At 41.3% G+C, this 11,960-nt stretch carries 10 protein-coding genes; 3 read left to right on the top strand and 7 right to left on the bottom strand.

Features of this window, described 5'->3' with window-relative positions:
• Positions 1 to 291: 291 nt before the first annotated feature.
• The 5 genes from AC37HE_RS06645 to AC37HE_RS06625 form a co-directional block, all read right to left on the bottom strand.
• Positions 292 to 498 (bottom strand): cysteine-rich CWC family protein, encoded by a 207-nt coding sequence (locus tag AC37HE_RS06645; protein ID WP_500782017.1) that lies wholly within the window; start codon positions 496 to 498, stop codon positions 292 to 294.
• Between the two features lie 111 nt (positions 499 to 609).
• Positions 610 to 1,524, bottom strand: a complete 915-nt coding sequence (locus tag AC37HE_RS06640; protein ID WP_500782016.1) for a nuclear transport factor 2 family protein — start codon at positions 1,522 to 1,524, stop codon at positions 610 to 612.
• Between the two features lie 396 nt (positions 1,525 to 1,920).
• Positions 1,921 to 2,811 (bottom strand): tetratricopeptide repeat protein, encoded by an 891-nt coding sequence (locus AC37HE_RS06635; protein ID WP_500782015.1) that lies wholly within the window; start codon positions 2,809 to 2,811, stop codon positions 1,921 to 1,923.
• Between the two features lie 256 nt (positions 2,812 to 3,067).
• On the bottom strand, positions 3,068 to 4,492 hold the full coding sequence (locus tag AC37HE_RS06630; RefSeq protein ID WP_500782014.1) for an outer membrane protein transport protein: 1,425 nt from the start codon (positions 4,490 to 4,492) through the stop codon (positions 3,068 to 3,070).
• Complete coding sequence (locus tag AC37HE_RS06625; RefSeq protein ID WP_500782013.1) at positions 4,493 to 5,263, bottom strand: porin family protein; 771 nt, start codon at positions 5,261 to 5,263, stop codon at positions 4,493 to 4,495.
• Positions 5,264 to 5,491: 228 nt separating this feature from the next.
• Here AC37HE_RS06625 and AC37HE_RS06620 point away from each other — a divergent pair, with 228 nt between their 5' ends.
• The 3 genes from AC37HE_RS06620 (at position 5,492) to AC37HE_RS06610 (ending at position 8,000) form a co-directional block, all read left to right on the top strand.
• Complete coding sequence (locus tag AC37HE_RS06620; RefSeq protein ID WP_500782012.1) at positions 5,492 to 6,124, top strand: hypothetical protein; 633 nt, start codon at positions 5,492 to 5,494, stop codon at positions 6,122 to 6,124.
• A gap of 83 nt (positions 6,125 to 6,207) precedes the next feature.
• On the top strand, positions 6,208 to 6,720 hold the full coding sequence (locus AC37HE_RS06615) for a DUF4251 domain-containing protein (RefSeq protein ID WP_500782011.1): 513 nt from the start codon (positions 6,208 to 6,210) through the stop codon (positions 6,718 to 6,720).
• Between the two features lie 197 nt (positions 6,721 to 6,917).
• A complete protein-coding gene (locus tag AC37HE_RS06610; RefSeq protein ID WP_500782010.1) occupies positions 6,918 to 8,000 on the top strand; it encodes a BamA/TamA family outer membrane protein in 1,083 nt (360 codons plus the stop codon).
• Positions 8,001 to 8,086: 86 nt separating this feature from the next.
• Here AC37HE_RS06610 and AC37HE_RS06605 read toward each other — a convergent pair whose 3' ends face one another.
• Positions 8,087 to 9,064 carry a PorP/SprF family type IX secretion system membrane protein gene (locus AC37HE_RS06605; RefSeq protein ID WP_500782009.1) on the bottom strand — a complete coding sequence of 326 codons (978 nt, stop codon included), beginning with the start codon at positions 9,062 to 9,064 and terminating at the stop codon, positions 8,087 to 8,089.
• Complete coding sequence (locus AC37HE_RS06600) at positions 9,064 to 11,901, bottom strand: Ig-like domain-containing protein (RefSeq protein WP_500782008.1); 2,838 nt, start codon at positions 11,899 to 11,901, stop codon at positions 9,064 to 9,066. Before AC37HE_RS06600 ends, AC37HE_RS06605 begins: the two co-directional genes overlap by 1 nt.
• Positions 11,902 to 11,960 lie beyond the last annotated feature (59 nt).

Raw genomic sequence — 11,960 nt, 5'->3', positions numbered from 1 at the left:
TAAAAATCAGCCTTGCGTTTTCTGTTTCGTCTTTGGGGCAAGCCAAAGATGAAAACCCGCCTGGTAAGGCTAGCGGAAATTTATTGGAGCAGAATCGATCCTCTTCAACGCATCTTGAAAAAGACTTTCACAAAAAATGACGGACACTTTCAGAAAAAAGCCACCCCGGAAACCAACCGGGGATTAGCTCACCAGTCTGCTTAGCCTGCTCAATCCCATCAAAAATAAACGTTGGGCTTTCCTTCACTAACGACATACCTGTTTGGGTTTAAGGGGAAAAAGCTTCCTTGCTTATTCTACAGCGTCAGGCTTCTTCGCATCCATTCCAGCAATTAACTTCAGAATACACTTTCGACAAAGGCAACGGTCAAAAGTAGCACCGATAAAATCCTGCACTTGTTCCGGGATTTTCAAATCGGCGCATTCACAATTTAAATCACCGTAGCAATTCAAATCGGCGCCACAATTATCGCAAGTTTGCGCTTCGTAGTTATTCATTCTAAATCTGCTTTCGCTTAGTAAACGTCGAATTCGGCCTTGAGTTCAAAAACAGGGCACAAAAAAGCCCACCGCAAAATTGCAATGGGCTTCCATTAGTTTATGAAACACTTATTTATCGAATTGATTGCTGCTATAATAGGCCATATCCCATTCAATTTTACCATCCTTGTTAAATGAGTGTGATAGCATCATTGGGGCATCAATCTTTCTCCCGTCTTCTTTCATCGTAGTATGCATAATCCACCAGCTATAGACGGTATAGCCATCATTTTTCGCATAATAAATACAGTCCGGATAACCAACCTGCTCGAGATGGATTTCTCCGGTTTTATCAAAGAGATCCTGCCATCCTTTAGCGACCTCATCCCAACTCATACTTTTGCGCCACTTCATCGTTGAATTTCTAAATCGGGCATCGTCGGCAAAAAAAGTCTTCAAAGTTTCCAAATCCTTATCCGCAAAGGCATTCACAGCTTTACGAACAGCAATAATGTAAGGATGCTGAATGTATACCGTTCCATTCTCGATCGTACCACCACTGGTATTGATCTCCTCGAAAACATCGTTATTGAAATATTGATGGAGCGACTCAATTTTGCCGTCATCATCAAAATGGTATAGATTATGAAGCCTCAGGTGAAGATTAATTCCCGACTTAATATGTCGGCCTGTTAAAAGCAGCCAATCCTGAACCCACAAACCGCCTTTATCATACTGAATAGCATCAGCATAAGCAGGAGTATCCGTAACTGCTTTCAGGTTTTCAAATTCTTTCGCCCACCAATCGAGGCCTTTCGCCATCCGCTCTTTGGGGGAGCGCCAAAAATTTCCGTTTCGACTAATCGCTACGGTATCAGCCAACAAAGAAAGATATGCTTCTTTGTCTCCTGAAGTAAAGGCTTCCCAAAATTGATTTACTTTTTGTAATGCCGGATGTTCGATGTAAACTGTACCGTTCTTCTTCTGTGCCATGCTGCCCAAAACAAGAGCCAACAAGACAATCAATGCAGATAATTTTTTCATACAAACGTTTTTGGTGAATATTGGAAATCGTATGACGTACTAAACTGCTTACGAAGGCAACCCTAAAATGTTAAGCTAATAGTTTGTAATTCAAACAAATAAACATCAACAAAAACAAATAGAATGATATTTTTTAGTTAATTAGAATTTTAAAATAAAAACAATCAACCTCTCTAATACAAGCAGAAAAACTTTTCCAGCCGTCCATTTTAGAAGGATTTGAAAAATTAAGATGATTCAACAGGAAATGATTGTTATGATTGTAATAAAGGACAAGATAGTCTTAATTATTTTTTTTATTTTCTCTAAAATTAAGATGATCAAACAGAAAACTCAGTCATAAAAAAGACGAAGGCCTCCGATTGGAGGCCTTCGTCTTTTATCATTAAGTGGCGATTATTTCATGCGTTTTTTCATCTGTTCCGCTTTATCGTCTTTGTATTGCTTTTTATACAATTTATAAAGCGAAGAAATCAACAACTGATCTTGAGGATATTCAGCAAGTGATTCTTCCATAATAACGCGGGCATCCTCATAACCTTTATTAATTTCAGCTAAGCGCTCGCGAGTTCCTACGTACGATTCCAGATTGGCTTTATTGGCTTTCTTAGCTGCTTCGTAACGACTTACTTCTGCTTCATTTTCAGCATCGGTTTTCTCAAACATGGTTACACCAAGCATCTTTTTCGACCGCTTATCTCCGGGAAACTGCTCTTGCATACTTTGAAAAACAGCAATTGCATCGTCGTACTTTTTGATTCGTTCCAGACTAAAGCCATACAAATACATGTAATTCTTTTTGCCCGGAAAGGCATCATTTACGGTTTTAAAGCTTTCTACGGCTTTAGCGTATTGCCCTGTGTTGAAATATAGATAAGCCAGCTTCTTATCAAATTCAATCGACTCTTCCGGAGCGACTTCTTTACCTTTCAAAAGGATTTCTTCTGCTTTTTTCGGATCTTTCAACCCATAATAAGTATCGGCTAACAAACGAGCTGTACGCCCGTAGTTATAATTCACAGCCAGTGCTTCTTCCAGCAACGGTTTTGCTTTATCAAACTGATCCAGTTTTGCGTAGTTCATTCCTGCACGGTAAACGCAGGTTGTATCCAGAACATTTTGGGCTTTATAGGCTGCATGTGCTTCTTCGAACAAACGAGCAGCATCAGCATATTGTTCCTGCGATTCGGCACTAATGGCATCACTTTTTAATACATCGGCATTCTGCGCCATGCCGCAGACCGCTATCAATAAAAGACAAATAGTAGATAGAATAGTTTTTTTCATTGTTTAATCTAATTATGAAATCGAGTTAGTAGATAATAGTGCCGCAAGATACTCCATTTTTGTCAGTTATGGAAAACTTCCCTGTTTCAATCCAATCCATTATAAGCATTCAACCGCCTTGGATATTTCCAGAGAATACCCAATCGGTTCAAATACAAACAGACACAAGGCACTAAATATCAGCATCTAAAAACGACAATGTATTATTCCTGGGATTTTTTAAAAGCTGCGCTCTATTTAATCGTTCCTCATAGAATCAGAACCCAAATTTTTCCTCAATATCCTTGAACAGAGGAATCGACAAGCTAAACATGATTCGCCACCGATTCCAACTGACGCTGGTATTACTTTCGTAGTTTCCGGTTTGGGTGAGAACCGGAAATTCAATTGGCCGTGAAAAGCTGGATTTTGTCCCCGAATGTGAGAGCCCTAAGGAGACCGAAGTGCCTTTCAAATTCAACTGAAAGCCACCTCCCAAGTGAAAATAATTGGAACGAATCGGGTTCAGTTCAAACTCACTTTCTCCATCGCCCACTTTCTTCAAACTATTAAAATCAGTAAAGAAACTGGCAAAAGATTTCAACGCATTCGAGATGTACATTTCTACCCCAACTCCACAGTTAATAATACTTTTATGTTGGTCGTACAAGCCAAAGTTCAACGTTTCGCCAGTCGTTTGAATTTGAAAATCCTCAGGATTTAAAATCTGGTAGCTCGATACGGCACTATACCATTCGGTACCAAAATGAATTGTACTTTTAGCAAAATGGTGCGAAATGCCCAGGCCAACAGCCCAAGGAGAATGATACTCCACAGCAATACCTCGTTGAGAGTTATAACCGAAGATATCCGTCGTACCCACCATATCATTCAGTCCTGCGGAATAGTTTTGATAGGTATAATTGCCCTTCCCTCCCATTTTCACAACAGGAGTGAGTACTGTAAGCCCCAGGCTGCCCTTTCGGTAGCGATAAGCAATACCGGCTTTCCAGAGCAAACCATTGAATTTAAAATCAGCATGATTGTTGTAGCTGTAGCTTGCTGTTGCATTGGTTGTTTCAACCATTGCAGCCATCTCGGAGCTTCGGCCTTTTTCGGATTCCAGGTGCATATAGGTAGCCGTAAGCCCTACGCTCAGCTTTTCATTTACTGGGTACGACCAGCTCAGACAAGTCCAGGTATTCCTCAACTTATCCTGAAGGGTCAACGATGCATTAAAATATTCCTTTCCCGGTGTTGAACTAAACAGATCCTGGTAATAGTTATCCTCCAGATCAATCTTAATGTCGGCATCATTCTTAACCAAAACAGCCCAGGCAAAGGTATGCTTCTTCAAAAAAGGCAAAGTAAAAACACCAGCAGTAAGGTTCGGAACAGCCCGAAGAGCAAACTTTTTATACCCTTTATCTCCGACCAACCCTTTTACCCGAAATGAATTGATTTCATATATATTCCCGCTATAGAGAAACACTTTTTGTTCAATTTGGGAGAGCCTTCCGGGGTTATAATACACGGCCCCCAAATCGTCGACACTACCAATGACGGAACCGCCCAAAAACATGGAACCCGAGCCAAATTGTTGCGTCCACTGGTGACCATCCTGAGCAAAGGATTCCAACGTAAAAAATGATAGTGCAATACCCACCAATAATTTCTTTTTATTGCTAATCAATCTTTTCATCTAATAGCTATGTAACTCGTATTTTTCTTCAACTGATTTCTCGTTTCGGATAAACGGCATACTTATTCCCACCTGAAAGACAGTGAGTTTTGACTGGCTCTCCCGATAACCGGAATCAAACATGGGACTTATCCCCGGACAATAACGAGCAAACAGATTCATATTAGCTTCCGATTTCGATTTCCGGTTACGAATACTGATCCAGTAACCAAGTTCGACCGGAAAGGAAAAATTAATTTTATTGAAATAGTTCTGAATATCGACTCTAAAATCAGCATCAGCCCCATCAGTATAGGTCCCTTGGCTAACTTGGTGTGCGGAACTTAAAAAACTTATTTGCGGACCGGCAGCCACAAACATATGAGGTGAAAACGAGTACCGAACCATTAATGGAAACTCCAGATAATTTAGTTTTAAATTCGTCCTTTTTGCTGCAAAATCCGATGGAAGAGCAACTAGCGGAATCGTATTCCGGGTTCCCTTCTGAGAAAGCGGTCGAAATTGGGGGTTCAATTGCCAATGGTCTCCTAATTTTACATGTAAGCCCAGACCAAAATTTACGCCTCCCAAAATACTTCCTTCTTCCAGCTGGCTGATATTCGAAAAATTGAGGGCCCCGTCCACACTCAGATGAAGTTCTTCGGAGGCCAACTTATCCCCAAACAACAAAAGCAAAACTGCCACCTGACCAGAACTAATGCTGCACAATACGAATTGCAACAACACCGTGAACACAAGTTTTAACACAAGACCGTAATCTTTCTGAAACATATTTAAAATATTTATAATTTCACAATGCAATTGCGACTTTAATAACCAACACAAACTAATCAGCCAACAATACCAAAGTATTTGATTAAAAGTACGGAATTAGGAGCTCAACCCAAAACAGGAAGATTGATTATCAACTTTTCTATATTGATAATCGTCTGATAAATTTCAATTTCTATAAATACAACGTACCTTTGATAAAATGATAAATTTTTAATCTGTCAAACTATGAAAAAGCAACTCATCCCGGTATTTATAACACTCTTCCTATTATTAGGCTGCTCCAGCTCTCAGCAAATTACCAGCACCTGGGTAAAGGAAGATAGTGCTGGTAAAGGCCCCTTTGAATCAATTTTTGTGGCCGCCTTAATTCCGAATGAAACCCAACGTGCAGCTGTTGAAGACAAGATGGCTGAAGCTTTGAAGAAACGAGGTCATAAGGTAGAAACAAGCACCAACCTGTTTCCCAAAGGTCAGGCAATGACCAAAGATGAACGGATTAAAATGATTAAGGACTCGGGCTGTGATGGAATTTTAACCATATCCATTCTGGATGTTAAAACAGAATCGAGATATATTAAAGGAAGTGACCCTGCCTATTTACCGCCCTACCGGTTTCGGTTCTACGATAGCTATTCATCCTATTATTCTTACCGTAATGCGCAGATCTCCACACCTGGATATGTTGAGAAACAAACAACCTATTTCTTCGAAACCAACTTTTACGACACTGCAAGCGAAAACCTTCTTTGGTCAATCCAGTCTTCAGCTTTTCAACCAAGCAATATCGAAAATTGGTTCGACGGATATAAGCCGGTTATCATTAAGGAGTTGAAAAAAGAAGGTCTTCTGAAGATGTAGATACGAATTGATTGCTACTGCAACCTATAAGCTCAATCCTACGTTTTTAAAGTTTGTTACCATTCAAATAAGTTATGAATATCATGAAAAAACACATTTTGCTCATAACACTGTTGTTCCTTGCATTCGCAGTAAATGCACAGGAGCAAAAACAGAAAAGCCGGAAAGAAATAAAGGCCGAACGAGAGGCCAAATTAATCGAGCAAACCAAACAATTAATTGAAAGTAAAACATTCCGGTTTACTCCTGACCGGGCTTATCCGACCAAGGGACGATCAATTTCGATTACGAATTTCGATGTTCTCCTTAAAAGTGATACCATCGTATCTTATTTACCATACTATGGCAGGGCTTATGTCGCCGAATACGGTTCAACAAGCTCTCCATTCGACTTTACGGCTCCTGTTAAAGATTTAGAGGAAACAACGACAAAACAAGGAGCACAGGTAATAAAACTGAAGGTTGAAAATGGAAATGATCAAATAACTTACCGATTCGAAATTTTCAAGACCGGATCAACCTCCCTCGACGTAATCAGCACGAACAGGCAATCAATATCGTTCTCTGGTTACATTGAAAAACCGGAAGACAAGTAAACCAGACTTGCGATTTATGGAAGAAGAGTAGCTGTTGCCTGTAAAATACGGCCAACAGCTACTTTTTTAGTTTACAAGCCACTCGAAATAGTCAGGTCAACAGCACAATACCCTCTGAAAAAAACATTATATTTAGTCGAAACCAATTCAACTTTAAAGTCGTAACTCAAACTTACAAATTCAGAAACCAATCAGCTATGTTAAGTAAATATCTTGTTATACTACTCCTTTTAGGAAGTAGTCTGGCAGGGGCAGCTCAAAGTCAACAACCCGACTCCTTAGCAAACCCAAAGCAGAAAAAAGAAAAGAAAGCAGACTTAACAGTCATGCCTTTTCTAAGCTACAACCGAAATCTCGAATATATGTTTGGGGTAGTTCCAATGGCCATGTACCGTCTCAACGCGACCGACACCGTTTCTCCCAAATCACTATCGGGCATCGTCCCAATTATCACCTCTAACGGATCAAAGTTCATTGGTTTTTTCAATCGATTCCATCTTGCCGAAGATACCTGGCGAATTGTTTTCTTCGGAGGGACTGGCGATCTGTGCTCCCAGTTTTTCATAGAGGATGCAGGGTCTCCGGGGCAATTTATCGACTATCTCACCAATTCGTCAATTATCACTCTTGGCTTTAAACGAAAATTAGTCCAGCAATTGTACGGAGGGATGTCGTATACCTATGCTCATCACAAAACGAGCTACGAAGATCCAAACATGTCAAACTCGGATACCAAAACCAATAGCATATCATTCGACATGTTATGGGACACGAAAGATGCGGCTTACTATCCCACATCGGGTAAGTTAGTGAAACTCAAATGGAATGTTTTCCCAAAATTTATGGGGAACGATGTTAAGGCTAATAAGATAACCACCGAATTCAATGAATACTTCCCGGCACGGGCAGGTCGGGATGTTATTGCTGCTCGTTTTTCAGGCATATTTGGGCTAGGCGACATCGCTTTTGAGCAGCAGGTAACCATTGGAGGAAACGACATTCGTGGTTATTCTGAAGGAAAGTATCGCGGCGATGGATTAATGGCAGTACAGGGCGAATACCGGTATAACTTTGAAAACCGAATGGGAGTTGTTGGCTTTGCCGGACTGGCAACCTTGTATGGTTCCGACACCAAGAGTTTCAACTGGGATCTTTACCCCGGAGCAGGTGTAGGCTATCGATATCAGGCTTTTAAAGCAACTAAGTTTAATATTGGACTTGATGCCGCTCTCGGCAAAGACGACTGGGGAATTTATTTCAGAATTGGTGAAGCTTTCTAGTTCAACTTCAAGGACTAAAACAGTCTCATCCGTTGTCCGGAAATCAAAGACAATAAACTTTTCTCCAGTACACTAAAATTCAGTCCTTAGAAATAACGAGGTGAAACATATTTGCGCCGCCCGAAATTGAGCACATAGTTCAATAATAGCTCATGTGTTCCCTTATTAAAAGAATTTAAATCGGAGGCTGTAACATCATAGGCATAACCAACTCGAAATTGCTTGGTTACAAACACCTGTGCAAGAGCCCCAACGGCATCACCAATTCTCCAATTGGCTCCGACCCATAAACGATCATAAAATAAAAAATGAGCGGATAAGTCAACTGATATGGGAGAATTAGGAACCATCTTGCCCAATACATAAGGCTTAAACTTCACATCGTCGCTTAAGTCGAAAACATAACCGGCCATCACAAAAAAGTGCATTTCCTCTTTACTTGCAATTTGCGAAGAATAGCTTTTGTCATTAATCTGGTTCTGAATCAGCTTAGGTATGGACAAACCTGCAAAAAAACGTTGATTGTAATAAAATGCACCAAGTCCGAAGTTGGGTAAAAACCGCCGTGTAACATCCTCAATCAGGATTGGATCTTCGGCATCATTAACTTTCAAGATCCCGTAATCTGTACTAAAAAAGTTAACGCCTGCCTTTAAGCCTAAAGAAAGATAACTGCGATAGGCCACCTGAAACTTAAACGCATAATCGAAATAAGCTCCAGTCTGCGTAATCGGACCAATCTTGTCAGACAAAACAGTAAAACCAATACCCGTGTATAGCGTTTTTAACGGAAGCATTGCCGACAATGACTTGGTGACCGGAGCTCCATCAATTCCCACCCACTGGTTTCGCGTAATGGCATTCACCTCGAGCGTTGTACCTACACTGGCATATGCCGGATTAACTGACAAGATATTATTCATGTACTGTGTATACATTGGATCTTGTTGTCCGCAAACATCATTCCCTGTCCCCACAACCAACACGATAAGAATCGGCAATACCAAGAGAAGGCTGCGACTGAACCCTATTCCCAAGTTTATATTTAAATGAAGAATCCGCATTACCTGTCGATATAAATAAAACCACTTAACTGCTTTTCACCTTTTCCCAGGTTCAGACTGTAGAAATACACGCCCGAGGCGACTTGTCCTTTTCCGATCCGAGCTCCGCGATTGGCAACACCATCCCAAAAACCGTTTACTCCATAATCTTCCGATCCGTAAACCAGGTTTCCCCACCGGTTGAAAATCTTAATCTCAACATGATCGTATTTAGCCAGGCCTTTAATTTCAAAGCGGTCGTTATAACCATCGCCGTTTGGCGTAAAAGCATTCGGGATGAACAAGGCTTCTGCCGAAACCATCACCAAAACAGTTGCTTCATCGCAACGTTTCGAGTAATCACAAACCTGGTAGATAAATTCGTCCTCCCCAATGTAGTCCTGATCCGGGGTGTAAACAATCATTGAATCAGCCTGAACTTCAACAAGACCATTTGAAGGTGGAACAACAATGCTGACAGAAGTGGGATCGATACCACCTTGCGGGATATCATTCCGAAGCACATTAATTGCCACATAGTTATTAACCAAGGCCTCCGCCTGATCATCGACCGCCTGAATCCAAATACCGACAACAACAGAATCGCGATCCATACAACCATTTCGATCCGTGACAGTGAGGTAATATCTTCCGGTTCCTTTTACTTCGGGAGTAGCTGTGTTCTGCCCTGAAACAATAACCCCACTACCTGAAGATTCCCAATTATAACTCAATCCGGCTCCAGTACTTTCGCTTGCATCCAGCATAATCGATTCGCTTGAGTTATTCACAAAAACCAGATTACTGGTAACAACATCCGGCATTGGATCAGCGAGAATCGAAACTATCCGGGTATTGGTATTTCCTAAAGCATCGGTTAAAGTGAGCGTATAATCGGTGCTTTCACCCGGGGTAAATACCGGATTCGGGCTGTTAACATCGTTCAAAAAGTCAGTCGGTGTCCAGCTAAAGCTCAATGGCTCAACGCCGGTACTTTTCGAAGCATCCAACTCCACTGGCAAACATGCTCCGGTTGTAAACTGATTTTGAACAATGATCTGTGGGGATTCGATATAGGAACTAATATAAACAGTCGCTTTGGCTTCTCCGTCCGAATTACTAATCTTGTACTGAAACTGGTCCGTGAAATAGTCTGTTTCACCAGGATTGGGCTTGTATTCAAAAGTCCCGTCTTCATTTATTGTTACCGTTCCATGTAGCGGCCCTTCAACCAAACTATACGTATAATCTTGTGCTCCATCTAACCTTCGGTTGGCCGGCAAAACAGCCTTTAAAATACCGGTATTATAAAACAGGACATCCCCTGCAAGCAAGTCTGGGGCCTTGAAGTTTTCATTCCAGATATAAAGCGTTACAGTAGACCAATCGCAACCGGAGCTACCACACAGTTTGTAGTTGAATGATTCACTCCCTCCAAAGTCAGCCAAAGGCGAATAGGAGAAATCGCCACTGTTTGTATTCGTAAATCCACCTTCTAAGGATGGGGTATTAACGGAGGATATGTCCAGCGTTTCACCATTCAGACTAAAGTCCCCCTCAACAAAATTATCGGTTATTGAGCCGTTGGATGCAACTGCAAAATACTTATCCACAGCAACAGGGGAAGCAGCTTCAACATCGGTATTCAAAATCTGAATGGTTACATGACTTTCAGAACAGCGCTCTGTTCCGTCTCCGAGGGTTTCGCACAAACGATATTCAAAAGACGCCTCTCCGGTATAGCCTACTGCAGGAACAAAAGTATATTCACCGGTTGTTGTATCAAACTTGGTCAACTTCCCGGTTGAACCATCAGGCTGTGAAATCACTGTAAGCACTTTTATTCCAGCACCAAAAATATCATTGGTCAGCACATTGCCATCGACTGCTTGATTTTTCCAGCCCATGCTTACATCGCTAACTGCCAAGGTTAAATCAAAAACAGTAGAAGAAGTCGAGTTTACCGTTATAGACATGGTTTGCCATTCGCTATAACAACCATTTGCTGCTTTCGCTCGTACCCGAAGCTCATAAACTCCTTCCAGTAAAAACTGGATATTGTCGGTCAACTCTCCTGTGGAAGCTAATGTTTCGTCAGTCCCGTCAGGATATATTAAATGCCAGTTGAGGATAAATTCACTGGAGCTTGTTACAGAAAATGAACGGATGTCACCTTTCTGAAGTGATAAAGCTGCTTTCAAGAACGAAATTTGAGGTTGGATCAGTACGGTAAGCTGATAAGAATCAGAACCCGTTTGGCGTTGAATTACCGTGTTTTGAGCATCGGTGGCTCCTGTAATTTCAATTGTATAAACCTGATCGCTGGAGCCATCTCCGAACAACAAAGTAGGATCGATATCTAATTGCTGATCAGCATAAGTTATGGCCTGTGCTGTTTGCGAAACCCCATTAATCGTGTAGTTCAGGGTAATTGGATAACGGCTTGCATCAAGCGCTCCATTCTCCTGATTGTAAAAAGATAGTGGCAACGAAACTCCGGCTGCTAAATCGCCGTAACAAACCGAGCCTTTGCTAGCCGCAAATTGGACATTATTTAAATTCGCCAATATAACAATGGCAGCATAACGACCAGTTGAACACCCTGAGGCATTCATTTCAATAACAGTGGGATAATAAGTTCCCGCTTGATTAAATACAATAGAGGTAGAAGCTCCATTGGCAGGCGCAGTAAATTGAAAGGTCGAAACATCAGCAGAAATACTGCCCGCAACATCGGTGTAAACCGTCCAATAGTACGAGTTAGCAGTATGCTCCTCAACCGATAAATTCACTGTTTGTCCAACATTAAAGTTTACTTGGCCATTCACTTGCATAACCACTGCCATGCCAATCGCCAAAACAAAAAAACTTATGTAGAACTTGAGCTTCATTTAGAAACCCACCGACCGACTTGGTC

This window comes from Mangrovibacterium sp. (assembly GCF_059905295.1).
The sequence above is the reverse complement of the archived record's forward strand: the minus strand, read 5'-3'. Positions and strand labels throughout refer to the sequence as shown.

Bases quoted from the DNA above. Each gene is read 5' to 3' on its own strand.
- AC37HE_RS06645 (WP_500782017.1), bottom strand. From the start codon at position 498: ATGAATAACTACGAAGCGCAAACTTGCGATAATTGTGGCGCCGATTTG.
- AC37HE_RS06640 (WP_500782016.1), bottom strand. From the start codon at position 1,524: ATGAAAAAATTATCTGCATTGATTGTCTTGTTGGCTCTTGTTTTGGGC.
- AC37HE_RS06635 (WP_500782015.1), bottom strand. From the start codon at position 2,811: ATGAAAAAAACTATTCTATCTACTATTTGTCTTTTATTGATAGCGGTC.
- AC37HE_RS06630 (WP_500782014.1), bottom strand. From the start codon at position 4,492: ATGAAAAGATTGATTAGCAATAAAAAGAAATTATTGGTGGGTATTGCA.
- AC37HE_RS06625 (WP_500782013.1), bottom strand. From the start codon at position 5,263: ATGTTTCAGAAAGATTACGGTCTTGTGTTAAAACTTGTGTTCACGGTG.
- AC37HE_RS06620 (WP_500782012.1), top strand. From the start codon at position 5,492: ATGAAAAAGCAACTCATCCCGGTATTTATAACACTCTTCCTATTATTA.
- AC37HE_RS06615 (WP_500782011.1), top strand. From the start codon at position 6,208: ATGAAAAAACACATTTTGCTCATAACACTGTTGTTCCTTGCATTCGCA.
- AC37HE_RS06610 (WP_500782010.1), top strand. From the start codon at position 6,918: ATGTTAAGTAAATATCTTGTTATACTACTCCTTTTAGGAAGTAGTCTG.
- AC37HE_RS06605 (WP_500782009.1), bottom strand. From the start codon at position 9,064: ATGCGGATTCTTCATTTAAATATAAACTTGGGAATAGGGTTCAGTCGC.